Annotated in this window: 26 protein-coding genes; 16 read left to right on the top strand and 10 right to left on the bottom strand. The window is 70.2% G+C overall.

Annotation, left to right across the window (positions count from 1 at the left end):
• Positions 1-118: 118 nt before the first annotated feature.
• Both VNT50_RS03355 and VNT50_RS03350 read left to right on the top strand, forming a co-directional pair.
• Positions 119-643, top strand: a complete 525-nt coding sequence (locus tag VNT50_RS03355) for an SRPBCC family protein (protein WP_325483682.1) — start codon at positions 119-121, stop codon at positions 641-643.
• Positions 643-2,142, top strand: coding sequence for a phytoene desaturase family protein (locus tag VNT50_RS03350; RefSeq protein ID WP_325483681.1), 1,500 nt, complete (start codon positions 643-645; stop codon positions 2,140-2,142). Before VNT50_RS03355 ends, VNT50_RS03350 begins: the two co-directional genes overlap by 1 nt.
• 7 nt (positions 2,143-2,149) lie before the next feature.
• Here the strand turns inward: VNT50_RS03350 and VNT50_RS03345 are convergent, their stop codons facing one another.
• Positions 2,150-2,878: a DUF72 domain-containing protein gene (locus VNT50_RS03345; RefSeq protein ID WP_325483680.1), complete on the bottom strand. Its 729-nt coding sequence runs from the start codon at positions 2,876-2,878 to the stop codon at positions 2,150-2,152.
• A gap of 71 nt (positions 2,879-2,949) precedes the next feature.
• Here VNT50_RS03345 and VNT50_RS03340 point away from each other — a divergent pair, with 71 nt between their 5' ends.
• Positions 2,950-3,381: a nucleoside deaminase gene (locus VNT50_RS03340; RefSeq protein ID WP_325483697.1), complete on the top strand. Its 432-nt coding sequence runs from the start codon at positions 2,950-2,952 to the stop codon at positions 3,379-3,381.
• Positions 3,382-3,395: 14 nt separating this feature from the next.
• Here the strand turns inward: VNT50_RS03340 and VNT50_RS03335 are convergent, their stop codons facing one another.
• Positions 3,396-4,358, bottom strand: a complete 963-nt coding sequence (locus VNT50_RS03335; RefSeq protein ID WP_325483679.1) for a cation diffusion facilitator family transporter — start codon at positions 4,356-4,358, stop codon at positions 3,396-3,398.
• Positions 4,359-4,409: 51 nt separating this feature from the next.
• Positions 4,410-5,528, bottom strand: a complete 1,119-nt coding sequence (locus VNT50_RS03330) for an alpha/beta fold hydrolase (protein WP_325483678.1) — start codon at positions 5,526-5,528, stop codon at positions 4,410-4,412.
• 118 nt (positions 5,529-5,646) lie between these two features.
• On the opposite strand from VNT50_RS03330, the gene proC reads away from it, so the two are divergent.
• On the top strand, positions 5,647-6,492 hold the full coding sequence (proC, locus tag VNT50_RS03325) for a pyrroline-5-carboxylate reductase (RefSeq protein WP_325483677.1): 846 nt from the start codon (positions 5,647-5,649) through the stop codon (positions 6,490-6,492).
• A gap of 141 nt (positions 6,493-6,633) precedes the next feature.
• Here proC and VNT50_RS03320 read toward each other — a convergent pair whose 3' ends face one another.
• Both VNT50_RS03320 and VNT50_RS03315 read right to left on the bottom strand, forming a co-directional pair.
• A complete protein-coding gene (locus VNT50_RS03320; protein WP_325483676.1) occupies positions 6,634-7,305 on the bottom strand; it encodes a potassium channel family protein in 672 nt (223 codons plus the stop codon).
• Positions 7,298-8,740 carry a TrkH family potassium uptake protein gene (locus tag VNT50_RS03315; protein WP_325483675.1) on the bottom strand — a complete coding sequence of 481 codons (1,443 nt, stop codon included), beginning with the start codon at positions 8,738-8,740 and terminating at the stop codon, positions 7,298-7,300. The genes VNT50_RS03320 and VNT50_RS03315 overlap by 8 nt, the downstream gene beginning before the upstream one ends.
• A 67-nt stretch (positions 8,741-8,807) precedes the next feature.
• Here VNT50_RS03315 and VNT50_RS03310 point away from each other — a divergent pair, with 67 nt between their 5' ends.
• Positions 8,808-9,230: an ArsR/SmtB family transcription factor gene (locus VNT50_RS03310; RefSeq protein WP_325483674.1), complete on the top strand. Its 423-nt coding sequence runs from the start codon at positions 8,808-8,810 to the stop codon at positions 9,228-9,230.
• Positions 9,231-9,270: 40 nt separating this feature from the next.
• Here the strand turns inward: VNT50_RS03310 and VNT50_RS03305 are convergent, their stop codons facing one another.
• Entirely contained in the window at positions 9,271-10,059 is a 789-nt protein-coding gene (locus VNT50_RS03305) for an ABC transporter permease (RefSeq protein ID WP_325483673.1), read from the bottom strand.
• The gene (locus tag VNT50_RS03300) at positions 10,056-10,790 is read right to left on the bottom strand and encodes an ABC transporter ATP-binding protein (RefSeq protein WP_325483672.1); all 735 of its coding nucleotides are present in this window, start codon (positions 10,788-10,790) and stop codon (positions 10,056-10,058) included. The genes VNT50_RS03305 and VNT50_RS03300 overlap by 4 nt, the downstream gene beginning before the upstream one ends.
• A gap of 97 nt (positions 10,791-10,887) precedes the next feature.
• Here VNT50_RS03300 and VNT50_RS03295 point away from each other — a divergent pair, with 97 nt between their 5' ends.
• The 5 genes from VNT50_RS03295 (at position 10,888) to VNT50_RS03275 (ending at position 13,048) form a co-directional block, all read left to right on the top strand.
• A complete protein-coding gene (locus VNT50_RS03295) occupies positions 10,888-11,817 on the top strand; it encodes a TetR/AcrR family transcriptional regulator (RefSeq protein ID WP_325483671.1) in 930 nt (309 codons plus the stop codon).
• A 108-nt stretch (positions 11,818-11,925) separates the two neighbouring features.
• Positions 11,926-12,117, top strand: coding sequence for a helix-turn-helix domain-containing protein (locus VNT50_RS03290; protein WP_325483670.1), 192 nt, complete (start codon positions 11,926-11,928; stop codon positions 12,115-12,117).
• A 113-nt stretch (positions 12,118-12,230) separates the two neighbouring features.
• Positions 12,231-12,329: a 30S ribosomal protein bS22 gene (locus tag VNT50_RS03285; protein ID WP_003792170.1), complete on the top strand. Its 99-nt coding sequence runs from the start codon at positions 12,231-12,233 to the stop codon at positions 12,327-12,329.
• Positions 12,330-12,428: 99 nt separating this feature from the next.
• Complete coding sequence (locus VNT50_RS03280) at positions 12,429-12,722, top strand: rhodanese-like domain-containing protein (protein WP_325483669.1); 294 nt, start codon at positions 12,429-12,431, stop codon at positions 12,720-12,722.
• 53 nt (positions 12,723-12,775) lie between these two features.
• Positions 12,776-13,048 carry a glutaredoxin family protein gene (locus tag VNT50_RS03275; protein WP_325483668.1) on the top strand — a complete coding sequence of 91 codons (273 nt, stop codon included), beginning with the start codon at positions 12,776-12,778 and terminating at the stop codon, positions 13,046-13,048.
• Between the two features lie 136 nt (positions 13,049-13,184).
• On the opposite strand, the gene aspS is transcribed toward VNT50_RS03275, so the two are convergent.
• Positions 13,185-14,525, bottom strand: a complete 1,341-nt coding sequence (gene aspS / locus VNT50_RS03270; protein ID WP_325483667.1) for an aspartate--tRNA(Asn) ligase — start codon at positions 14,523-14,525, stop codon at positions 13,185-13,187.
• Between the two features lie 51 nt (positions 14,526-14,576).
• Between aspS and VNT50_RS03265 the strand changes: the two genes are divergently transcribed.
• From VNT50_RS03265 to ccsB, 6 genes are all read left to right on the top strand, one after another.
• Entirely contained in the window at positions 14,577-14,939 is a 363-nt protein-coding gene (locus VNT50_RS03265; RefSeq protein WP_325483666.1) for a hypothetical protein, read from the top strand.
• Positions 14,940-14,991: 52 nt separating this feature from the next.
• Positions 14,992-15,621, top strand: coding sequence for a histidine phosphatase family protein (locus tag VNT50_RS03260; RefSeq protein ID WP_325483665.1), 630 nt, complete (start codon positions 14,992-14,994; stop codon positions 15,619-15,621).
• Complete coding sequence (locus VNT50_RS03255; protein ID WP_325483664.1) at positions 15,621-16,220, top strand: TlpA family protein disulfide reductase; 600 nt, start codon at positions 15,621-15,623, stop codon at positions 16,218-16,220. The genes VNT50_RS03260 and VNT50_RS03255 overlap by 1 nt, the downstream gene beginning before the upstream one ends.
• Positions 16,217-17,053 carry a cytochrome c biogenesis CcdA family protein gene (locus VNT50_RS03250; protein WP_325483663.1) on the top strand — a complete coding sequence of 279 codons (837 nt, stop codon included), beginning with the start codon at positions 16,217-16,219 and terminating at the stop codon, positions 17,051-17,053. The genes VNT50_RS03255 and VNT50_RS03250 overlap by 4 nt, the downstream gene beginning before the upstream one ends.
• A 97-nt stretch (positions 17,054-17,150) precedes the next feature.
• Positions 17,151-18,818 (top strand): cytochrome c biogenesis protein ResB, encoded by a 1,668-nt coding sequence (resB, locus tag VNT50_RS03245; protein WP_325483696.1) that lies wholly within the window; start codon positions 17,151-17,153, stop codon positions 18,816-18,818.
• 4 nt (positions 18,819-18,822) lie between these two features.
• Entirely contained in the window at positions 18,823-19,860 is a 1,038-nt protein-coding gene (gene ccsB, locus VNT50_RS03240) for a c-type cytochrome biogenesis protein CcsB (RefSeq protein WP_325483662.1), read from the top strand.
• A gap of 26 nt (positions 19,861-19,886) precedes the next feature.
• On the opposite strand, the gene VNT50_RS03235 is transcribed toward ccsB, so the two are convergent.
• Both VNT50_RS03235 and VNT50_RS03230 read right to left on the bottom strand, forming a co-directional pair.
• Entirely contained in the window at positions 19,887-21,866 is a 1,980-nt protein-coding gene (locus VNT50_RS03235) for a YhgE/Pip domain-containing protein (protein ID WP_325483661.1), read from the bottom strand.
• A partial coding sequence (locus tag VNT50_RS03230; RefSeq protein ID WP_325483660.1) for an MMPL family transporter occupies positions 21,863-23,620 on the bottom strand: 1,758 nt, incomplete at its 5' end. The genes VNT50_RS03235 and VNT50_RS03230, both read right to left, overlap by 4 nt.

Below are 23,620 nucleotides of genomic sequence, written 5' to 3'. Positions count from 1 at the left end.
TCCTGGTCGGGCGTGCCACACTTCCCTTCGGCGCGCAACCTCCTGACGCGCTCCTTGAGTCGGCGCATAGAGTCGTCCCACGGCGAGTGATCGAACGGCGCCGGGGCGGAGGAGCGGGATGTCACGGAACGTGCGGCTGCTGAAGTGCGCTCCGGGCGACGTGTTCAGGGTGCTCGAGAACGGCTGGCTCTATCCGACGTGGGTCGTCGGCGCCTCCCGCATGCGCGACGTCGACGGGTCGTGGCCGGCGCCGCGGGCGCGGCTGCACCACTCCGTCGGCGTCTGGCCGGTGCTCATCGATGACGACACGGAGTGCCTCGCGTGGGACCCGCCGCGCCGGATGGCGATGCGGGCCCGAGGGTGGCCCATCGGCGAGGCCCGCGTGACGATCGACGTCAAGCCCCTCGGGACCGACGCGTGCCTCGTCCGGATTCAGGAGGAGGCGGTCTCGGGTCCCGCGCGGTACGTGCCGGCCCCGATTCTCGATGCGGCGCTGCACTGGCGCAACACCGAGACCCTGCATCGGCTGGCATACCTCGCCGAGGGCATGCGACGCGTGCCGAGCAGCGGCGCGACGTCGGCGGAGCGCGAGGAGGGCGGCGAACCGTTCGAGGAACCCGACGCGCCCCGCGGCGGCGCCTGATGACGTCTCACCTCTCGGGGTCGCGGCGCAGCGTGGGTCGTAGCGGCGTGGATGCCACGGTGGTCGGCGCCGGACCGAACGGCCTCGCCGCCGCCGTCACCCTGGCCCGCGCCGGCCTCACGGTGCGTGTCTTCGAGCGCGGCGCGCGCCCAGGCGGCGGGGCGTCGACGGCGGAGCTGACCCTGCCGGGATTCCAGCACGACGTATGCTCCGCGGTGCACCCCATGGCGTTCGAGTCACGGTTCTTCCGCGAGTTCGGGCTCAAGGACCGCGTGCGATTCGTCACTCCCGAGCTCTCTTTCGGACATCCCCTCGACGGCGGCCGTGCCGCGCTCGCCTACCGTGACCTCGCGCGCACGAGGGAGGCCCTCGGCCGCGACGGCGCGGCGTATGAGAGCCTCATCCGGCCGCTCGCCGAGCGGGCGGACCGGGTCGCGGACTTCACGGGCACGAGCCTCCTGCGCATCCCGCCCGACCCGGCCGCGGCGGCGACGTTCGGGCTGGCATCCATCGAGCAGGGGTCGGCGCTGTGGAACCTCCGGTTCGCCGAAGACCTGGCGCCCGCGCTCGTCACGGGCGTCGCGGCGCACACGATCCTGCCGCAGCCGAGCCTGGCCGCGTCGGGCGCGGGCCTGGCGCTCACCGCCTACGCGCACGCGCGCGGGTGGCCGGTGCCGGTCGGCGGAAGCCAGGCGATCATCGACGCGATGGTCGATGACCTCCGCGCGCACGGCGGCGAACTGCTCACCGACCATGAGGTCACATCGCTCGAGGAGCTGCCGCCGAGCCGGGTCACCATCCTCGACGTGACCCCGCGCGCGTTCATCCGCATCGCCGCCCGCACCATTCCCGCCCGCTACGAAAGGGCTCTCGAGCGCTTCCGCTACGGGAGCGCGGTCGCCAAGGTCGACTTCGCTCTCTCCGAGCCGGTGCCGTGGACGAACGCGGCGCTGCGCGAGGCCGGCACGCTGCACCTCGGTGGCACGCGGGCCGAGATCGCGGCATCCGAGAACGCCGTCGCCCGCGGCCGGCTGTCGGATTCTCCCTACGTGCTCGTGTCGCAGCCGTCGGTCTTCGACCAGACGCGGGCCCCGATGGGTCAGCACACCCTCTGGAGCTACACGCACGTGCCGGCGGAGTCCTCCGTCGACCGCCAGGATGTCGTCATCCGTCAGATCGAGCGCTTCGCGCCGGGGTTTCGCGACACGATCCTCGCCACGTCGTCGCGGACGGCGGCCGACGTCGAACTGCACAACCCCAACTACGTCGGCGGCGACATCGCGTCGGGTGCCCCGAGCTTGGCCCAGCTGATCCGGCGGCCGGTGGTGAGCACCGATCCGTGGCGCACGCCGATTGCCGGGGTTTATCTGTGCTCGGCGTCCGTGACGCCCGGACCGGGCGTGCACGGCCTCGTGGGCTGGTTCGCGGCGCTCAGCGCGCTGCGTCACGACTTCGGCACCCGCGCTCTGCCCGACCTGTCGCCGCGCGGCCGGCTCTGAGCGAGCGTCAGACTCGCAGCATCCGCTTGAGCGTCTGCGCGTTCCGCACGGCGTGCCCCTCGCCGTCGTTGTTGAAGTAGGCGAAGACGTGCCTGCCCTCGTTCCGCCACTCGCCGATGCGATCGCCCCACCAGCGCAGGTCGTCATCGGAGTAGGAGCCCGCGTAGAGGTGGTCATGGCTCGGACCGTGCAGCCGCACGTAGACGATGTCGCTCGTCGCCCGGAGGATGCAGGGAAGGCCGGCGCCGCTCATGACGCAGTACGCGGCGCGGTGACGCTCGAGCAGCGCGAAGACCTCCTCGGACTCCCAGGAAGGATGCCGGAACTCGACGCACACGCGCATCCACTCCGGCACGCGCGCCAGGAAGTACGCGAGCCGCTCGTCGTCGCGCTCCATCTTCGGCGGCAGCTGCACGAGCACGACGGCGCGCTTGTCGGCGAGCGCATGCCACCCCTCGCTCATGCGGCCCAGCCACTCCTCGGGACCGTACAGCTTGCGGGCGTGGGTGAGGCCGCGAGCCGCCTTCACCGACATCGCGAAGCCGGGCGGCAGCCGCTCGCGCCAGCTCTGGAACCGCGCCGCGGGCGGCCAGCGGTAGAAGCTCGCGTTCAGCTCCACCGTGTCGAAGGCGCGGACGTAATGCTGCAGGCGGTCACGCGCCGGCAGGCCCGGCGGGTACAGCACCCCGTCCCAGTGGTCGTAGCTCCAGCCGGACGTGCCGATGCGCACCGTCACGGCCGTGCCTCCCGGCGGCCGCGGGCGGCGCGTAGGCTCGGGGCGTGCCAGAGCCCACGTTCGACGCCGCCATGACGCGGGCGCTCGCGCTCGCCGCGAGGGCCGGCGCTGCAGGCGACGTGCCGGTCGGGGCGGTGCTGATGGATGCCTCGGGCGCGGTCATCGGCGAAGGGCACAATCTCCGCGAGGCGACGCACGATCCGACCGCGCACGCCGAGATCGTCGCGATGCGGGCGGCCGCCGCGGCGGTTGGGACATGGAACCTCGAGGGCTGCACGCTCGTCGTGACGCTCGAACCGTGCCTCATGTGCGCCGGAGCGCTGCTGCAGGCGCACGTCACCCGCCTCGTCTTCGGCGGTTGGGACGAGAAGGCCGGCGCGGCGGGCTCGATGTACGACGTCGTCCGCGACCGGCGCCTGCCCTACCGCGCCGAGGTGATCGGGGGCGTGCGCGAGGCCGAGGCCGTGGCGCTGCTCACGCATTTCTTCGACGCCCGACGGTAGCCGCGCCGGTCGGGTCAGTCGGCCGACTTGATGACGATCGCGTCGGTCGGGGGGAACTCCCGGTTCGGGCGATAGATGTCGGGCTCGAAGTACAGCACGCGCGCCGTGGGCACGGCCGCGCGCACCCGGGATTCGACGAGGTCGATGTCGCTCGCGACATCCGCCAGCTGCTTGTCGCCCGGAAAGCCGAGCTTCGCGGCGACCAGCATCTCGTCGGGACCGACGTAGAGCGTCTTCATGTGGATGATCTTCGGAGCGTTCTCGGCGCCTTCGATCGCGGCGACGATCGCGTCGTGCTCCTTCTCGGTGGCACCTTCTCCCACGAGCAGGCTCTTCGTCTCGAGGCCGAGCACGATGGCGATGGCGATGAGCAGCACGCCGATGGCGAGGGTTCCCAGGGCGTCGAAGACGGAGTTCCCGGTGATCCAGGTGAGCGATACGCCGAAGAGCGCGAGGACGAGTCCGATGAGCGCCCCGATGTCCTCGAGCAGCACGACGGGCAGCTCGGGGGCCTTGGAGTGACGCACGAACGAGACCCACGACTGGCCGGGTTGGCGCACCAGGTTGCTCTCCCTCACCGCGGTGCGGAGCGAGAACGTCTCGAGCCCGATGGCGACCAGCAGGATGACGACCGGCAGCCACGGCATGTTCAGCTCGTGCGGATGCTGCAGCTTGTCGACGCCCTCGTAGATCGAGAAGAGGCCACCGACCGAGAAGAGCACGATCGAGACGACGAACGCGTAGACATAGCGCTCGCGGCCGTAGCCGAACGGGTGCTCACGGTCGGCCGCGCGCTTCGCCTTGCGGCCGCCGAGCAGCAGGAGCAGCTGGTTGCCGGAGTCGGCGACCGAGTGCACCGATTCCGCCAGCATCGAGGCCGAGCCCGAGATCAGGTAGCCGATGAACTTCGCGATCGCGATGCCCATGTTGGCCAGGAACGCCGCGATGATCGCCTTGCCGCCGCCGGATGCACTCATGCCACGAGTCTACGGATCAAGTCGACGGGGAATGCGCGACTCCTCCCGCCGTCAGTCCTCGGACTTTATGATGAACGCCTCGGTCGGCGGGTTCGGGTCGGTCGCGGGGGACGCGTGGACCGCGCTGATGTGCGCGACGAGTGCGTCGCGGAACTCCTCCGGGCGCTCGAGGTGCGGGGTGTGCCCGACGCCTTCGAACACAGCCTCGGTCACCGCGCCGCCCGACGAGGCGTACGCCTGGAGCACATCGCGCGTCTGGCTCACCATCGGCTGCGCCGGGGCGACGTCCTCACCGGGCCAGTCGGGCACGATTCCGAGCCGCCCGAGATGGTTGACGTCGAAGAACGATGCGTCCGACACGATGGCGTCGAGCTCGCCGCGCACCCACAGGATCGGGGGCTTCTCATCGAGGGCGACGATGCCCGACACGTTGAAATGCGCCGGGCTCAGCGTGTTGAGCACCCCGATCCGGCCGGGAGCGAATCCCGGCCAGTTCTCCGAGTTCACCGAGTCGCCCGGATAGTTGCCGGTGGCGGTCGACGACGACAGCATCGACTCCACCCAGACGTCCTCGTGGTCGTCAGCGTAGCCGTCTGCCACGTACGAGGCGCGGAAGACGGTTCGCGGTGACGTGGGTGCCTCATCGCTCTCGTCGCGGTCCGTGATGCGCTGCACGAAGTCCGGATTCGCCGCCCCGGCGCCGGTGCCCGCATCGTCGTCGGTGAGGCGCGAGCCGTCGCGCCGCGTGCCGCCGAAGCCGTAGGGCGACACGGGGGACTCGAGGGTGAGGCTCAGCGTGGGATGTTCCAGCGCGTACTGCAGCGCCACGGCAGCGCCCAGCGACCACCCGACGAGATGAGTGGTCGGGATGCCGAGGGCGTCCAGGGTCGCCCGGATGTCGTCGCTGAAGTCGCGGACGCCGCGGGTCGCGTCCACCGGCGCGTGCTCGGTCGCGCCGAACCCGCGCAGGTCGATCGCGATGACCCGGAGCTCGCGCGGGAGGGCGAGCATCAGCGGCATCCAAAACAGGCTCGAAGCGATGTTGTCGTGGATGAGAACGACCGTCTTCGTGGGATCGGCGGACGCCGCATCCCCTTCTCTTTCGAGGATTCCGACCGACAGCCCCGGGGTGTTGACGACGCGCTGCGTGATGCCGGTGAAGAGGGTCATGATCGTCCTTCTGTGCAAGCGGAGCGGGCCACCTCGCCCTCTCCTCACCGAGCATAGACCCGGCCATCGAGCAGGTGAATCGGGTCCCGGTTCGGTGGCCGAACGTAGGATTGGCGCCATGCGCACCGACACCCCCTCGCTCCCGCACATCGCCATCATCGGGGCGGGATCGATGGGGGGTGCGATCCTCCAGGGCCTCGTCCGATCGGGCCTGGCGACCGCCGGAGTGACCGTCACGAACCGCACGCGAGCGAAGGCCGACCCGCTGGCCGGGCTCGAGGGCGTCACGAGCATCGCCCTCGAAGAGACGCCCGACGGCAACGCCCGGGCCGTGGCATCCGCCGATATCGTGCTCGTGGGCGTCAAGCCGGTGATGGTGCCCGATCTGCTGCGCGAGCTCGCGCCGCACCTCCGGCCCGGCGCGGTCGTCGTGAGCCTCGCGGCCGGGGTCACGATCGCCACCTTCGAGTCGATCCTGGGCGAGGGCGCCGCGGTCATCCGCTCGATGCCGAACACCCCCGCGATCGTCGGCGCGGCCGTCACGGGACTCGCCGCCGGTGCGGGCGTCTCGGCCCAGCACCTCGGCGTCGTGCGGGCCCTGTTCGAGACCGTGGGCACCGTTCTCGAGGTGCCGGAGTCGCAGATCGACGCGCTCTCGACGATCTCGGGATCGGGCCCGGCCTACTTCTTCCTCCTCGTCGAGGAGTTCACGAGGGCCGCGATCGGCAAGGGCTTCACCGAGGCCGACGCCCGTCTCATGGCCGAGCAGACCTTCATCGGCGCGGCGGCCCTGCTCGCGGCATCCGGCACCGATCCCGCCGAGCTGCGTCGGCGCGTGACGAGCCCGAAGGGAACCACCGAACGCGCGATCGACGTGCTGCAGGACGCCCGGCTCGACGAGGTCTTCGAGAGGGCGACGGATGCCGCGCTCGCGCGCGCCCGGGAACTCGCCGCCGGCGCCTGACCCGAAGCGCGCCTACGCAACTCCTGACCCGGATCCCGCGACACCGACTTCGGAGAATGCCGCCCGATTCGGCCAGAATCGCCCGAATGCTCCGAAGAACGCGACATTCTCCGAAGTTCGTGAGGGGGCCGCGGGCCGCGGTCAGCGGTCGAGGGCCGCGAACCGCTCGATGTCGCTGTTCGTGCCCGACACGATGATGAGGTCGTGATTGGTCACGATCGTGTTGGCCTCCGCGTAGCGGAAGGGCTTGCCGGGGCTCTTCACGCCCACCACCGTGACGTTGTACTTCGAGCGGACGCCCGATTCGTTGAGGCCCACGCCGCGGATGAACTTCGGCGGGTAGAGCTTCGCGAGCGCGAAGTCGTCGTCGAAGCGGATGAAATCCAGCATCCGCCCGCTCACGAGGTGCGCGACGCGCTCGCCGGCCTCGCGCTCGGGATAGATCACGTGGTTGGCGCCGACGCGCGCGAGGATCTTGCCGTGCGACTGCGACACCGCCTTCGCCCAGATCTGCGGCACCTTGAGGTCGACGAGGTTCGCGGTGATGAGCACCGATGCCTCGATCAGCGAGCCGACGGCCACGACCGCGACCTGGAAGTCCTGGGCGCCGATCTGCCGCAGCGCGTCGATGTTGCGGGCATCGGCCTGCACGGTGTGCGTGACCCGCTCCGACCACTTCTGCACGAGCTCGAGGCTGTCATCGATCGCGAGCACTTCTCGTTCGAGACGGTCGAGCTCGCCGGCGCACGCGGCGCCGAAGCGCCCGAGCCCGATCACCAGTACGGGTGCGTCGCCCCTGATCCGCTCAACCAACGATGGGCCTTTCCACAGGCAGCGAGTAGAGCTGCGAACGGGATGTCGCGGCCACGGCCGCGGCGAGTGTCACTGTACCAATGCGGCCCATGAAGATCGTCACCGCCATGACATAGACGGCGGGATCAGCGAGCTCGGCGGTGAGGCCGGTCGACAGGCCCACCGTGCCGAACGCCGAGATGACGTCGAAGAGCACGTCGCCGACATCCGCATGGCTGATCTGGCTGATGGTGATCGTCGACAGGGCCACGATGGTCGCCCCCCACGCGACGACCGACAGGCCGACGCGCTGCACGTCGCTCGGGATGCGGCGACCGAACGCCTCGACCGACTGACGACCCTTCGCCTCCGACCACACGGCCAGGGCGAGCACGGCGAGCGTCGTCACCTTGATTCCGCCTGCGGTGGATGCCGAGCCGCCGCCGACGAACATGAGCATCGAGCCCACGACGAGCGATGACCCGTAGAGGTCGCCGACGGGAACGACGGAGAAACCGCCGGAGCGGGTCATGGCGGACAGGAAGAACGCCTGAAACGTCGTGTCCCAGGCATCCATCGACCCGAACGTCTTCGGGTTGCTGTGCTCGAGGGCGAGGAAGGCCGCGGCTCCCGCGAAGAACAGCGCCACCGTCGTGATGAGCGTGAGCTTGGCGTGCAGCGACCAGCGGCGAACATGGAAGTGGTGCTTCCACAGCGTGTAGATGACCGGAAAGCCGATGCTGCCGAGGAACACGCTGATCATGAGGATCGTGAGCAGCACGTAGTCGTCGGCGAAGGGCTCGAGCCCGCCGACATTCGGGGTGAAGCCGGTGTTGGTGAACGACATGGCCGCATAGAACGGGGCATCGAACAGCGCCTCCACCGGATTGACGCCTGCCAGCACCATCGCGGGGTACAGCATCACCGCGACCGCCGCCTCGATCGAGAGCGTCGCGACGGCGACGGTCACGAGGAGCTGGCCGACCTCGCCGAGGCGCACCGTCTGGCCCTCGTTCACCGGACCTCCGTGGGAGCGCAGGGGGTTGGTGTCGCTCGCGGCGATGAGCTTCGCGCGCAGACCGAGGCGCTTGGAGATGACGAGGCCGAGGATCGACGCGAGGGTGAGCACGCCCATTCCGCCGATGTTCACGCCGATGAAGATGATGGTCTTGCCGAACGGCGAGAAGTACGTCGCGACATCCACCGTCGACAGACCCGTGACGCAGATGGTCGAGACCGCGGTGAAGACGGCGTCTGCGAGGGGCGCGCGCCTGCCGGACATGGTCGCGGCCGGGAGCGAGAGCAGCGCCGTGAAGAGCAGGATCAGGGCGACGAACACCAGCACCGCGAAGCGGGCCGGGGACGATGTCGTGAGGTTGCGCAGCGCGTCGAAAGGGCCCAGCACCCACCGCCATTTGCGCCGCGGGGAGCGCGCTTGGCCGGTGCCAGCCGCCATTCGTCGCCCCCTTCGCTCCGAAGACGTTGTCATGGTACTCCGGCCATCACCCGACTAACCTAAGCACATGGCCGACATCTTCGACGTGATCGCCGACGGGACTCGGCGCGACATCCTCCAGCTTCTGCTCGATCGAGCGAGCGCCGGCGAGCATGGCGGAACGAGCGTGTCGCACATCGTGAGCCGCCTGGGCATCAGCCAGCCGACGGTGTCGAAGCACCTCAAGGTGCTGCGCGACTCCGAGCTCGTCTCGGTGCGCGAAGAGGGTCAGCACCGCTACTACAGCCTGTCGTCGACGCCGCTGGAGGCTGTCGACGACTGGCTCGTGCCGTTCCTGATCGACGACACCGAAGTCGAAGAGGACTCCGAAGTGGATGCCGCGAACCACAACCTCCCCGACGGGGCCGCCCACGCCGCCGAGGTCGTCGGCCGCGCCGCCGCGTCGGCAAAGCACGCCGTGGCGTCGGCGCTCAGGCGACTCGGCGCGTAGCCCGGGCCCAGCTCGCCGCCGAGTCCGCGGAGTGCTCAGATCAGCGTCGCCCGGCTTTGCGCCGGAAGAGCCACGCACCCCAGGCCACCGAGACGGCCAGGATTCCCGCGCACCAGATGAGCGTCAGCACGGGCCGCCCGCCGAGCGGCATCCCGAACAGGAGCCCGCGGATCGTCTCGATGATCGGCGTCACGGGCTGATACTCGGCGATGGGCCGCAGCCACTCCGGCATGGTCGCGACGGGCACGAACGCGCTCGACAGGTAGGGCACGAACAGGATGATGAAGCCGTAGCCGCTCGCCGCTTCGGGGCTGCCGGCGGCGAGTCCGATCGCCGCGAAAAGGTACGTGATGGCGAGGATGTAGATCGCGATCACGGCGAAGGCGCCGAGCCAGCCCCACGCATCGGCCGTCGGGCGGAACCCGACGAGGAGAGCCACGCCGATGACGACCGAGGTCGCGACGAGGTTGCGCACGAGGCTCGCGACGACATGGCCGGTCAGCACGGCGCTGCTGCGCACCGGCATGGTGCGGAAGCGGTCGATGACCCCGTTGCGCATGTCGTTCGCCACATAGACCGCGGTGGTGGCGGCGCCGAATCCCGCGCACAGCAGGATGATGCCCGGCACGACGTAGTCGACGTAGTCGCCCGACGGGTCGATCGCTCCTCCGAACACGAACGTGAACATGAGCATCAGCAGGACCGGGAGCATGATCGCCATCAGAAGCGATTCGCCGTCGCGGAGGGAGTGGGTCAGGCTGCGCTTGACGAAGACGGCCTCGGCGGTGATGCCGCCGATGCGGGGGCGAAGAACGGCTGCGGTGGTCATGCGGACTCCTTGTCGGTGAGTGCGAGGAAGACATCGTCGAGGGTGGCGACACCGACGAGGGCCTTCAGCTCGTCGGGGGTGCCCGAGGCGACGATGCGGCCGCCGTCGAGCACGGCGATCCGGTGCGCGAGCTGGTCGGCCTCCTCGAGGTACTGGGTGGTCAGCAGCACGGTGGTGCCCGCCTCGGCGAGAGAGCGGATGACGGCCCACAGCTCGCGCCGGCTGCGGGTGTCGAGGCCCGTGGTCGGTTCATCGAGGAAGAGCACGGTCGGCGTCACGAGAAAGCTCAGGGCGAGATCGAGCCGGCGGCGCATGCCGCCCGAGTAGGCGCCGACGCGCCGGTTCGCGGCATCCGTCAGCGCGAAGCGCTCGAGAAGCTCCGCGGCGCGGGCCTTCGCCCGTGCGGGGCCCAGGCCCGAGAGGCGCCCCATCATGACGAGGTTCTCCGCGCCCGTCAGCACGTCATCGACGGCCACCGACTGCCCCGTGAGGGCGATGCGCTGGGTGACCCCGACGGGATCGAGCGCGACGTCGCATCCCGCGACGAGCGCGGTGCCCTCGTCGGGGCGGATCAGCGTCGTGAGGATGTTGATGATCGTCGTCTTGCCGGCGCCGTTGACGCCGAGGAGGGCGAACACCTCGCCGGGCTGGACCGTGAAGTCGAGTCCGTCGAGCACGCGCTGGTGCCCGAACGACTTGCCGAGGCCCCTGACCTCGATGGCTGGCTGCATGGCGATGTCCTTCCGTGTTGGTCGTAAACTGTTTATGACCATAACACACTGTTTATGTCGTACACAGCCCTAGGATGGAGCGGACGGAAGGCGGGCCATGACCGAGGACTCGGAGCTCGATCTCCCCCGCGGGGTGGCCCTCGCGTGGGGGGTGAGCGCCGACCCGCAGCGCGGGCCGAAGCGGGAGATGAGCGTCGAGAAGATCGTCGACGCGGCGGTCGAACTGGCGGATGCCGACGGCCTCGGCGCCGTCTCGATGGCCGCGGTCGCCGCGCGTCTCGGGTACACACCCATGTCGCTGTACCGCTACGTCAGTGCGAAGGACGACCTCATCGTGCTCATGCAGGAGAGCGCGACGGGCCTTCCGCCCGCCGCCGTGCGCGAGATCGACGGATGGAAAGAGCGGCTGGGCGAGCTCTTCCGGGCTCAGATCGAGATCTACCTGCGGCACCCGTGGATGCTCGACATCCCGATCAGCGGCTCGCCGGCCACCCCGAACAGCTCCGCGTGGGTGGACATGACCCTCGAGGCGCTCGAGGAGACGCCCCTCGACGCGGAGGAGCGCCTCGCCGTGACCCTCATGGTCACGGGCCACGCCCACTGGTACGGGGCCGTGCTGGCCGGCTATTCCACCGTGGGCCGGACCACTGGAATGACTCCGGCGCAGATCACCGCGCGGGAGGCGGCGCTCTACGACGGGCTCATCTCGCCCGACGAGTTCCCGGCCCTCCGGCGCGCCGTCGACGCGGGCGTCTTCCTCTCGGATTCCGATCCCTTCGTGTTCGGGTTCGAGCGGATCCTCGACGGCATCGCCGCGTACATCGATGCGCTCGCCGCGGGCGGGGCACGGTCGGCGGGCGCCGCATGGGCGGTGCTCGAGGACGCCGACGTCGCCGCCGACAAGAAGTACCGCGAGGCGCAGAAGACGGTACGCGAGGCCGAGAAGGCGCTCCGCGATGCCCAGAAGCACCAGCGGCAGGCACTGCGGGACGCGCGCGACCGGCTCGCGCGTCATCCCGGCGCCTGAGGATGCTTCCTTCCCATCAGCCACATGGGTTTACAGCCGTCCCACCGACCCCATAGAGTGTGCTGAGCATCACTCTGGGGAAGCATTTTTGGGGAAAGGGGAGAGACCATGGCCGAACTACCGGACGTCCGGTTTCTCACGGTGGCCGAGGTCGCCGAGATCATGCGCGTCTCGAAGATGACCGTGTACCGCCTCGTCCACGCGGGCGAGCTGCCCGCCGTGCGATTCGGCCGCAGCTATCGCGTCCCCGAGACGGCGGTGACCGAGGCGCTCCAGCGCCCCATCGCCGACGTCGGATGACGCGTCTCGGCGCCTGATAGACTGCTCCGAGGCATTTTTTCCTGTTTTGCCGTTCCCGGGTGTCGCGTGCAATTCGCCGCGACCGCCCAGACCCCGACTTAGTGAGGTTCTCTGTGGGTTCAGTCATCAAGAAGCGCCGCAAGCGCATGGCGAAGAAGAAGCACCGCAAGCTGCTTCGCAAGACTCGCCACCAGCGCCGCAACAAGAAGTAGCGGCCCGGCCGGCCCGCGAGGGCGGCCATGCACACAAGCGCCTGTCTGCGGACGGGCGCTTCGTGTCTGTCAGCATCCCGGCCACGAGAGAGGACGGCCATGAACTCCATCTCCGTTCAGCAGCTGCGCGAGCGCGAGGGCGTGCCCCTCATCGACGTGCGCGAGCCCGACGAGTTCGTCGGCGGACGCGTGCCGGGCGCCATCAACCTGCCGATGTCGCAGCTCGGCGCATTGCTTCATGAACTGCCCGAGGGCTCGTTCGATGTCATCTGCAAAGTCGGCGGCCGCTCGGCGCGCGTGGCGGAGGCCCTGATCGCCCGGGGCTACGACGCGACGAACGTCGACGGCGGCCTGGATGCCTGGATCGAGGCGGGGTTCGCGATCGAATCCTGAGGTTCGGCCCCGTCCGCAGGCCGGGCGAGGAACGGCGAACCTAGGATTGAGTCGTGACCACCCTGACCCTGATCGGCAAGCCCGACTGCCACTTGTGCGACGTCGCGCACGGTGTCATCGAGCAGGTCATCGCCGGGCTCCCGCACAGGGTCGCCGACCGCATCGAGGTGAACGAGCCGTCGATCCTCGATGATCCGGCCCTCTACGAGTTGTGGTGGGAGAAGATCCCCGTCGTCCTGATCGACGACACGCTGCACGCCTATTGGCGGGTCGCGCCCGAGCGCCTGCGCGACGCGCTGCTCGAGGCCTTCGACGCCAAGCACTGACCCCGGGCTCCGCTGTGCGGGCCTGGGCCCCTCGGGCCCGCCCCTTCCCGCGAGAAACGGTGCAGCGGCCGAAACGGCGTGCGACGCACAGAGTCTCGGCCGCTCTACCGTTTCTCAGCGGGGGTTGGCGCCCGGGCTACGGGGCGAGGCGCGTGGGGCCCCTGAAGAGGTACGTGACCTCGCGGATCGACGACTCGCCGAGCATCAGCATCAGCACGCGCGCGAGGCCCATGCCGAAACCCCCGTGCGGGGGAACCCCGTAGCGGAAGAAGTCGAAGTAGAACTCGAGGTGCTCGGGGTCGAGACCCTTCTGCTTCGCCTGTTCGACGAGGATGTCGACGCGGTGCTCGCGCTGCGCCCCGGTCGTGATCTCGACGCCGTTGTAGAGCAGGTCGTAGCTCTTCGTCAGCCCGGTCTCGTCATCCCGCATGTGATAGAACGCGCGGATCTCGTGCGGGTAGTCGGTGATGAACACGAAGTCGTGCCCGAATGTCTCCTTCACGTGCGCCGATACCTGGCGCTCGCCCTCCGGGTCGAGGTCGCCGTCGGTGCGGGGGATGTCGTAGCCCCGGGCCGCGACGATCTCACGCGCCTCGGCGAGGGGGATGCGCGGGAACGGGATCGCGGGCGCGGCGACCGTCACCCCGAAGAGCTCTTCGATCTCGGCGCCGTGCTTGTCGGCGACCGCGCCGATCGCGAACGACAGAAGCTCCTCCTGCATCCGCGCGACGTCTTCGTGCGAGTCGATCCAGCTGATCTCGGCATCCACCGACGTGAACTCCGTCGCGTGGCGGCTCGTGAACGAGGGGTCGGCGCGGTACACGTCGCCGATCTCGAAGATCTTGCCGAACCCGGCCGACTGCGCCATCTGCTTGAAGAACTGCGGGCTCTGCGCGAGGTAGGCCGTCTGCTCGCCGAAGTACTCCAGCGCGAACAGCTCCGCGTTCGACTCCGAGGCGGATGACATGAGCTTGGGGGAGTGGATCTCGATGTAGTCGCGCTCGATCCACCACGTGCGCATCGCGTGCTCGAGCGTGGTCTGCACGCGGAAGATGAGGTTGTTGCGCCGCGTACGCAGATCGAGGAAGCGCCAGTCCATGCGCTTGTCCTGGGCGCTGTCGGCCGCGATCGGCGTCTCGGGCAGGGCGGCGGCGGCGACATCCAGCTGTGCGATCTTGATCTCGACGCCGCCGAGCTTCACGCGCTCGTCGTGCTTGAGCTGACCCGTGACGGTGAGGAAGGTGCCCGTCGAAAGGGCCGAGATGAGGTCGGTGAGGGCGAGGGCTCCGGCGTCCTGCTCCGCGCCGTCCTCGGCCGGGCGGGTCGCGGGGTTCACCAGCTGCACGGCCCCGGTCTCGTCGCGCAGGATGACGAACTGCACCTTCTTCTGATCGCGGACGGTCTCGACCCATCCGGAGACCGACACGTCACCGTCGGGAAGGGACTGCAGCTGCTTGATCAGAACGCGTGTATTCACGAGGGATCAGTCTACGTCGGCGGCTGCGGCGCCCTTCCCTATGATGAGCGCGTGAGCACACTGCCGGCATTCCCGACCAAGCCCCCCGTGCGGACGTGGGACGTCATCGCGACGATCATCCTGCTCGTGCTGCTCGGCGTGCTCGCGTTCTTCGTCTCGTTCTTCGGGTTCTTTCTCGCGATGGCCTCCGACCCGTGCGGGGCCGTGGAGTGCAATACCGATCTCATCGCCACCGGCATGCTCACCGCCGTCGCCCTGCCCTGGGTCTTCCTCCTTCTCGCGGCGGTCGTCGCGATCGTGCTGCTGGTCAGGCGACACGTGGCGTTCTGGGTCCCCCTCGTCGCCGCGCCCCTCGTGATCGCCTCTTGGTTCATCGGCGCCGCCATCGCGACATCGGGGGTGCCCACGGGCTGAGGGCCGCCCGCTCCCAGGCAGCTCATCAGTTGCCGCCACGTACACTGGACGGGTGCCCGCAGCCCGCCTTCACCTCGTGCGCCATGGGGAGGTTCACAACCCCCGCCGCGTGCTGTACGGGCGGCTCCCCGGGTACGTGCTGAGCGACGCGGGGCACCGCATGGCGGCCGCCGCGGCGCTGCACGTCAAGAACGTCGGCCGGCCCGTGACCGCGCTCGTGTGCTCCCCGCTCGAGCGCACGCGCCAGTCGGCCGAGCCGTTCACGAAGCTCTTCGGCCTCGAGCCCGCCATCGATGAGCGCGTCATCGAACCCGTCAACGTGTTCGAGGGCCGCCGGATGCAGCAGGCGCTCGCGAACCCCTGGAACTGGCGCCACCTCGTGCGCCCGAGCATTCCCAGCTGGGGCGAGCCGTACGTCTCGATCGTGAAGCGCATGCGTGAGGCGCTGGATGCCGCGTGGGATGCCGCGCCCGACGGCGACGTCGTCGTCGTGTCGCACCAGGCCCCGATCTGGCTGATGCACCTCTCCGTCGCGGGCGCACCGCTTCGCCACGACCCTCGCGACCGGCGGTGCTCGCTCTCGAGCGTGACCTCGTTCGAGCGCAGCGGCGACGGGTGGGGCGAGGTCGAGTACGCGGAGCCGGTGGCCACGTCCGGGGCCGTGGACGTGGGGGCGGTCTGATGCGCGGCATCCGTCCTCTCGTGTCGGCCGCTGTCGCCGCTGCGCTCGCGTTCTCCCTCGCCGGGTGCACGAACGACCCGCTCGCCGAGCAGTACCGCGCGGGAGACAACAAGGGGTACATCGCCGCCGACGGCCGCGTGCGGGAGATCCCGAAAGCCGACCGGGGCGAACCCGTCGAGTTCGCGGGAGTCACAGACAACGGTGAGACCTTCTCCAGTGCGGATGTCGCGGGCGACGTCGTCGTCGTCAACTTCTGGTACGCCGGCTGCGGCCCGTGCCGTGTCGAGGCCGCCGACCTCGAGTCGGTGTGGCAGGAGTACCAGGGTCAGCGCGTCTCCTTCGTCGGCGTCAACACGAGCGACCAGGCCGACACCGCACGGGCTTTCGCGGACACCTACGGCATCACGTACCCGAGCGTCATCGACGTGAACGAGGGCGATGTCAAGCTTGCGTTCGCACAGGACGCACCCATGCAGGCGACCCCGACCACGCTCGTGCTCGACAAGGACGGGCGAGTCGCCGCGCGCATCATCGGACAGCTCTCCGATGCCTCGATCCTCTCCACTCTCGTGCGCGACGCGCTCGCGGAGGGCGCGTGAATCCGGTCGGCGTCATCCTCGACGGCGCCCTGTGGGTCGCCGTCCCCGTGGCCGTGCTCGCCGGGCTGGTGTCGTTCCTGTCGCCGTGCGTGCTGCCCCTCGTGCCCGGGTATCTCGGATATATCGGCGGCGCAGTGACGCCGCGACCCGCGCCGGTGGCGGTCGGCGCGTCGGCTGCCATCGGCGCCGGCTCATCGACTGGCTCTGCGGTCGATGCTTCGACACGCTCGGCGACCGACGCGTCGCAGGCACCCGGACGCGGGCGCCTGCTGGGAGGCGTGCTCCTCTTCATCGCCGGCTTCACGCTCGTCTTCGTCGCGATCTCGGTGCTCGGCGGAACACTGGGACGCTTCCTCTTCGAGTACTCCGATGTCATCACGCGCGTGCTCGGCGTGCTCGTCATCGTGCTCGGGCTGGTCTTCATCGGACTCTTCGGCTTCGCCCAGCGCACGGTGCGGCCCGCGATGCGCGGCAACCTCGGGCTCGTCGGAGCCCCGCTCCTCGGGATCGCGATGGGCATCGGCTGGACGCCTTGCATCGGCCCCACCCTTGCAGCGATCATGGCGCTCTCGTGGAACATGGGCGACCCCGGCCGTGCCGCGCTGCTCGGGGTCGCCTATTCGCTGGGCCTCGGCATCCCGTTCGTCCTGCTCACGCTGGGCTTCGGGTGGGCGACGCGCTCCGTGACGTTCATCAAGCGCCACATCCGCGTCGTGAACATCATCGGCGGGGCGCTCCTGATCGCCCTCGGGGTGCTCATGGTCACCGGTGTCTGGTCCGACGTCATGACTCGCCTCGGGGCGGTGATGAGCAGTGTCCCACTCCCGCTCTGACGCTTCGACGGGCTCAGCGACCGGGGGTACGGGCTCAGCGACCGGGGCGACGGACTCAGCTCCTGAGGAGGCGGCACCCGGCGCCGCCAACGATCCGCTGCGCCCGTCCGACCACCTCGACGGCGGCGACATCGCGCAGCCGGCCCTCGGCCCGATCGGCTGGATGCGGTGGGCCTGGCGCCAGCTGACGAGCATGCGCACCGCCCTCGTGCTGCTGCTGCTCTTGGCGATCGCGGCGGTGCCCGGGTCGATCGTCCCGCAGCGCAGCGCCGATCCCAACGGCGTCACGCAGTACTACGCCTCCAACCCCGACCTCGCGCCGGTGCTCGACAACCTTCAGCTCTTCGACGTCTACATCTCGGCGTGGTTCTCGGCGATCTACATCCTGCTCTTCGTGTCGCTCATCGGCTGCGTGATCCCGCGTACCCAGCACCACTGGAAGGCCCTGCGGGCGCGCCCGCCGCGCACGCCCGCACGCCTCGCCCGGCTCGATGCCTACCGCGAAGACCTGATCGAGCTCGCCGGTGCAGACACCGAGCACACCCGGTCGCTGAGCGCCGCCGCAGCATCCGCCGCCGTCGACCGCGCGACGAAGCAGCTTCGCTCGAGCGGCTACCGCGTGGAGCGGTACGACTCCCGCGGCGCCTTCTCGGTGTCGGCCGAGCGCGGGTATCTGCGCGAGACCGGCAACCTCTTGTTCCACGTCGCGCTCATCGGCGTGCTCGTGAGCGTCGGGCTGGGGGGCGGGTTCGCCTACACCGGCCAGCGGGTGATCGTCGAGGGCACGACCTTCGTCAACACGCTCCTGGACTACTCGTCGATGAACAAGGGTCGCTTCGTCGCCGAGGGCGCGCTGCCCCCGTACGCGATGACGCTCGACTCCTTCGATGTGACGTACCAGCCCTCCGGCTCGACGGCGGCGGGTCAAGCGGGCGACTTCTCGGCGAACGTCACCGTGCGGATGCCGGGCGGCGAGACGAGCGAGGGCTCGGTGCGCGTCAACCACCCCCTCGACATCGCGGGCGACAAGATCTACCTGCTCGGCAACGGCTACGCCCCCACGATCGTGATCCGCAACGCGGAGGGCGAGGTGGTCTTCGACGAGTCCGTGCCGTTCCTTCCCCAGGACACGAAGATGACGTCGCTCGGTGTCGTGAAGGTTCCCGACGGGATGCCGGAGCAACTCGGCATGGTGGGCTTCTTCTACCCGACACAGGCCGCCCTGGAGTCGGGCGCGTTCGCCTCCGCGTACCCCGATCTCGTCAACCCGTCGCTCACGCTCAACGTGTACAAGGGCGACCTCGGCATCGACGACGGAACCCCTCGGTCGGTGTACGCGCTCGACACCGAGGACATGACCCAACTGACCGGAGGCAAGACCGGCGTCGATTCGATCGAGCTCGCGCCCGGCCAGACGGCCGACCTGCCCGACGGCCTCGGCACGATCACGTTCGTCGACGAGACCCCCGAGGGTGCCGCGCCGGGCTACGGAGAATCGGTGAAGCGGTTCGCGTCGCTCCAGGTGCACCGTGACGCCTCGGGCGTGTGGGTGCTCGCCTTCGCCGTGCTGGCGCTGCTCGGGCTGCTGACCGCCCTCTTCGTGCCCCGCCGTCGCCTGTGGGTGAAGGCCACCCCGGAGGGGTCGGTCGTGCGCATCGAATACGCCGGGCTCGCCCGCGGCGAAGACCCCACGCTCGGTGCCGCGGTCGAGCAGTTCGCGACCCGCCACCGCGCGGATGGCCCCGAAAACCCGCGCGTAGACTGACTCCATGCCCGCAGCCCTCACCCTCGACGACGTTTCGATCCTGCTGATCTGGACGGCGATCGCGCTCTACGCGCTGGCGTTCGTCGCCTACGCGTTCGACCTCGCGCGGCGCTCGTCGGATGCGACGCAGGCGAAGGATGCCGCCGACGCGGCGCGCGCCTCGACGCCGGCGCTCGTGGGTGCGGGGGGCGGTTCGGCGCGGGCGGGGGCGAGCACGACGTCCACCTCCGCACTGGTGTCTGCGGGCGGCGCCAAGCGCTACGTGATGGCACGGATCGGCACATCCCTCACGGTGCTCGCGTTCGCCTTCCACCTCGGCGCGACACTCACCCGCGGCATCGCGGCGGAGCGGGTTCCGTGGTCGAACATGTACGAGTTCGCGATGACCGGAACGCTCCTGATCATCGGTGTGTACCTCGGCGTGCTGCTCCGCTACGACCTGCGATTCCTCGGCACCTTCATCACCGGCCTCGTGCTCGTGCTGCTCGGCGCGGCCGCCCTCGCGTTCTACGTCGAGATCGTGCCGCTCATGGATCCGCTGAAGAGCGTATGGCTCGTCATCCATGTCTTCGTCGCCTCGCTCGGCACCGCGTTCTTCGCCCTCGCCTTCGCGCTGTCGGTGCTGCAGCTCATGCAGACCCGGCGGGAGGCGCGTGCCCTCGCCGCGATCGCCGATGGGGCCGATGCGTCAACGTCCCGCAGCCCGGGCTTTCTCCGCACGATCCCTTCGTCGGAATCCCTCGAATCGCTGGCATACCGCTTCGCGATCATCGGGTTCATCTTCTGGACCTTCACCCTCATCGCCGGCTCGATCTGGGCGCAGGACGCCTGGGGCCGCTATTGGGGCTTCGACACGAAGGAAGTCTGGACCTTCGTCATCTGGGTGCTCTACGCGGGCTACATCCACGCGCGTGCGACACGCGGGTGGCGCGGCACCCGATCGGCGTGGCTGTCGATCATCGGCTTCTCGGCCGTGCTGTTCAACTTCACGATCGTGAACATGTTCTTCAAGGGCCTCCACGTCTACTCCGGGCTCAGCTGACCCGAGTGGAATCGGGTGGGCCGGTGCTACGCCGGCTGCGGGGCGACGGCGAGCAGGTCGGACTGCCGCGCGACGCGCCGGCCGGCCACCGCGACGGTCGTCGCAACGAACGCCAGGCCCGACCAGATCAGCAGCCCCGCGACCGCGGCGCCCATGCCGCCGGTCTCGGTCAGGGCGGCCAGCATCCCGTTGTACGCGGGGGCGGTCGGCAGCAGCGACGCGGCCTGCGACAGCACCCCGGGCACGGTCGACACGATCCCGGTCGCGACGGCGAGCACGCCGACGAGCGCGGCGATCCACCGGCCCGCGCCGCCGAACACGGCGACGAGCGCCTGGTTCACCGCCGCGAACGCGACGCCGGCCACCACGCAGAGCCCGGCGAACAGAGACCACGCGCCCCAGTCGTACCCGGCGGCGAGCTGCACGACCCCGGCCACGAGCAGGCCCTGCACCGCACCGAGCGCGGCGGCGGGCGCGAGGCCGCGCAGCGCGAGCAGCGCCGACGGTGCCCGTGAGGTCAACGCGCGCCGGGACGCCGCCTGCAGCGCGATGAACGTGCCGACGCCGCCGAACCACAGCGCCAGCGTCGCGAGCAGAGGCACCGCCGATGCACCGAAGAGCGACGAGCCGACTCCGTCGGTCGCGACCGGGTCGGCGACGACGGTGGCGAGGTTCGTCGCCTCGTCGTCGGAGTAGGAGGGAACGGCGGCGGATGCCTGGTCCAGGCCGTCGGCGAGGGATGCGGCGCCCTCGGCGAGCGTCGTGACACCGCTCGCGAGCGAGGTCGCCCCCGAGCCGGCCTCGTCGATGCCGCCGGCGAGCTGAGCGGCGCCGTCGCCGAGTCGGCGCGCGCCGTCGGCGGACTGCTCGGTACCGCTCGCGAGCTGCCCGAGGCCGCCCGAGAGGGCGCTGGCGCTGCCCCCGATCGTGCGGAACCGGGTTACGAACTCGGCGGTGCCGGCGGTGTCGAACTGCGTCAGCGCTCCCGACGCGTAGCCCGCGGCGGTCGCGGCGTCGACCGCGCTGTCCGCCGCGGCGCCCGTGTTTGCAGCCGCAGTGGTCAGCTCGGCGCAGAATGCCGGGTCGGTGCTGACCGTCGCGCACTCAGTAGCGAGTTCGCCCAGTGTCGGGGCGACTGCTCCGATCTGCCGTGCGGCCTCGGCCGAGGCGGACGCGGCATCCGTCGCGTATCCGCTCACTCCGTCGGGCACGAGCCCGCTCGCCTCGAGCGCATCGGCTCCCGCGTACACGCCGGTGGCGAGCTGCGTCGCCCCGGACGCGGCATCGCGAGTGCCGGATGCGATCGTGTCGAGACCGCTTCCGAGCGCGCTCGCCCCCGAGGCGAGCCCCGTCGCACCGTCGCCGAGCCGCACGGTGCCGTCGGCGAGGGCGGTCGCGCCATCCGCCGCCTTCGTGGCACCGTCGGCCAGTTCGTGCGCGCCGGACGCGGCCTGGCCGAGCTGATCACCCAGGGTGGTGAACCCGAGGAACACGTTCTCGAGGTAGACCTGGGAGAGCTGGGAGCCCATGATCGAGGCGGCGGCCGCCGTCACCTGCGCGGTGATCGCGTCGTCGACGACCTTGGCATCGGGAGGCGTCGAGACCTCGATGAGCGCCTGCTCGGGGGTGCCGCCCGGAGCGGTCGATGTCGCCGCGGCGGAGAAGTTCGCCGGGATGGTGACGACCGCCTGGTACGTGCCGTTCGCCAGGCCACCGGCCGCGTCGTCGGCGTTCGAGATCGTCCAATCGAGATTGCTGGCGACCTCGTCGGAGCCCTCGACGAGCCCGGCACTGAGCTGGCGCCCGAGGGGCACCGCCTGCCCATCGATCGTCACGGCTTCGTCTTCGTTCACGATCGCGGCGCTCATGGAGTCGAGACGCTCGGCCGGGTTGTAGAGCGCTGCGACGAGGATGCCGCCGATCAGCACGGGCAGCAGCACCACCCCGACGACGGTGAGCCATGTGATGGGGCGCCGGGAGCGGGCGCGTTCGATGTGGAGGGTCATGCGGGCACCTCGGTAGCGGTGGATGTCGGAAGTCCGGGCGATGGCGGCGGGGTCCCCACGGTCGCCCCAGGAGACGCGGATAGATCGAGCACGGGAGCGCCGGGCCACCCGGCCGCGGCGAGGAGGCCGCGGGCGGCGCCGGGATGGACGGCCGAGGCCAGCAGCGTGAGGGCCGGCGTGCGGGATGCCGCGTCGCGGAGCGCGGCGGCGGCCTGGTCGTGCGCGGCGCCGGCGGCGAGCAGGTCGAGCCCGTCGACCACGACGATGCCGGGGTTGCCGGTGAGGGCTCGTTGCAGCTCGTGCACCGGATCGGTCGCCCCGTCGAGCAGCGCGACACCCACGTGCGCGCGCACCCACGCCTCGCGCCCGGGAAGGAGGTGACCGCCGACCCGCGCCCTGCCCTCGAGTGCCGCACGCCCGGCGACGGCGAGCAGCAGGGCGCGCGGGCCCCGCGCATCCGTCCCCGTGACGAGAAGAGCCTCACCCGGCTGCATCCGCAGGCTCACACCGTCGACCAGCCGCACATCGCCGGCGCTCACGCGCACGCCCTCGGCCACGACCGCGGCCGTCGTGCCCGGCTCGGGCCATTCGGCCAGCGCCAGCTCGCGCTCGACGGCCTCGCCCTCGATGTCGAAATGGGGGAGCGCGCGGTCGAGCCAGCGCGGCAGCCACCACGCCCTCTCGCCGAGCAGAGCCATCACGGCCGGGGTGAGCGTCATCCGCACGAGGAAGGCGTCGATCAGGATGCCGACGGCGAGGCCCAGCGCGATGGGCTTGAGCGAGGCATCCCCTTCGGGCACGAACGCCGCGAAGACGGCGAACATGATGAGCGCGGCGGCGGTGACGACACGGGCGGATGACGTGAAGCCCGACGTCACCGCCTTCACGGCGATCTCCCTCGCCTCGGCGCGCGTGGCCCCGGTCTTGCGGGAGTGCACGTAGTCCTCTCGCATGCGCGACACGAGGAAGACCTCGTAGTCCATCGCGAGGCCGAACAGCACGCCCATCAGCACGATCGGCATGAAGCTGATGACCGGGCCCGTGCGGGTCACGTGCAGGAGGTCGGCGAACCACCCCCACTCGAAGACCGCCGCGACGACGCCGAAGGCGGCGGCCACCGAGAGCAGATAGCCGAGGGCGGCCTTGATCGGCACCGCGACGGAGCGGAAGACGATGGCCAGCAGCACGAGCGAGAGCCCGACGACGAAGATGCCGAAGGGGATGAGCGCGGCCCCGAGCTGATCGGAGATGTCGATCGCGACGGCCGTGAATCCCGTCACCTTGACGTCGATGCCGTACTCGTCGAGCCACCGATCGTGCTGGGCGCGCAGCTCGCGCACGAGGTCGGCGGTGGCGGGGTCATCCGGTGCGGTCTCGGGGACGAGATGCACGATGCCGGTGTCGGCGGTCGCGTTCGGCGTGGCGAGCGCGACCGTCTCGACGCCCGGCAGGCCCTCGACGTCGGCGGCGAGGTCTTCCATGAGCCCGACCGGATCGGTCGACGTGACGATCGTGCCGGTCAGGATGAGCGGTCCATTGAAGCCGGGGCCGAACTCCTCTGCCACGAGGTCGTAGCTCTGGCGCGCCTCGTTCTCCTCCGGCAGCATGCCGGCGTTGGGCAGGGCGAGCGCAAGGCTTGCGGCGGGGATGGCCATGATGCCGAGGGTGAGCACGACGGCCACGGTTGTGACGACCGGGTGCTTGGTGATGAGGTTCACCCAGCGCGTCGCGCCCTTCGTCTCGCTGCGCGGTTC

Origin of the sequence: Microbacterium sp. (genome assembly GCF_035554235.1) — a bacterium.
In the GTDB taxonomy this organism is placed as follows: Bacteria; Actinomycetota; Actinomycetes; order Actinomycetales; family Microbacteriaceae; genus Microbacterium.
The sequence above is the reverse complement of the archived record's forward strand: the minus strand, read 5'-3'. Positions and strand labels throughout refer to the sequence as shown.

What these genes read in the sequence shown, in the direction of transcription:
- VNT50_RS03355 (WP_325483682.1), top strand. Translation starts at nt 119, where the DNA reads ATGTCACGGAACGTGCGGCTGCTGAAGTGCGCTCCGGGCGACGTGTTC.
- VNT50_RS03350 (WP_325483681.1), top strand. Translation starts at nt 643, where the DNA reads ATGACGTCTCACCTCTCGGGGTCGCGGCGCAGCGTGGGTCGTAGCGGC.
- VNT50_RS03340 (WP_325483697.1), top strand. Translation starts at nt 2,950, where the DNA reads ATGACGCGGGCGCTCGCGCTCGCCGCGAGGGCCGGCGCTGCAGGCGAC.
- VNT50_RS03335 (WP_325483679.1), bottom strand. Translation starts at nt 4,358, where the DNA reads ATGAGTGCATCCGGCGGCGGCAAGGCGATCATCGCGGCGTTCCTGGCC.
- VNT50_RS03330 (WP_325483678.1), bottom strand. Translation starts at nt 5,528, where the DNA reads ATGACCCTCTTCACCGGCATCACGCAGCGCGTCGTCAACACCCCGGGG.
- proC (WP_325483677.1), top strand. Translation starts at nt 5,647, where the DNA reads ATGCGCACCGACACCCCCTCGCTCCCGCACATCGCCATCATCGGGGCG.
- VNT50_RS03315 (WP_325483675.1), bottom strand. Translation starts at nt 8,740, where the DNA reads ATGGCGGCTGGCACCGGCCAAGCGCGCTCCCCGCGGCGCAAATGGCGG.
- VNT50_RS03310 (WP_325483674.1), top strand. Translation starts at nt 8,808, where the DNA reads ATGGCCGACATCTTCGACGTGATCGCCGACGGGACTCGGCGCGACATC.
- VNT50_RS03305 (WP_325483673.1), bottom strand. Translation starts at nt 10,059, where the DNA reads ATGACCACCGCAGCCGTTCTTCGCCCCCGCATCGGCGGCATCACCGCC.
- VNT50_RS03300 (WP_325483672.1), bottom strand. Translation starts at nt 10,790, where the DNA reads ATGCAGCCAGCCATCGAGGTCAGGGGCCTCGGCAAGTCGTTCGGGCAC.
- VNT50_RS03295 (WP_325483671.1), top strand. Translation starts at nt 10,888, where the DNA reads ATGACCGAGGACTCGGAGCTCGATCTCCCCCGCGGGGTGGCCCTCGCG.
- VNT50_RS03290 (WP_325483670.1), top strand. Translation starts at nt 11,926, where the DNA reads ATGGCCGAACTACCGGACGTCCGGTTTCTCACGGTGGCCGAGGTCGCC.
- VNT50_RS03280 (WP_325483669.1), top strand. Translation starts at nt 12,429, where the DNA reads ATGAACTCCATCTCCGTTCAGCAGCTGCGCGAGCGCGAGGGCGTGCCC.
- VNT50_RS03255 (WP_325483664.1), top strand. Translation starts at nt 15,621, where the DNA reads ATGCGCGGCATCCGTCCTCTCGTGTCGGCCGCTGTCGCCGCTGCGCTC.
- ccsB (WP_325483662.1), top strand. Translation starts at nt 18,823, where the DNA reads ATGCCCGCAGCCCTCACCCTCGACGACGTTTCGATCCTGCTGATCTGG.
- VNT50_RS03235 (WP_325483661.1), bottom strand. Translation starts at nt 21,866, where the DNA reads ATGACCCTCCACATCGAACGCGCCCGCTCCCGGCGCCCCATCACATGG.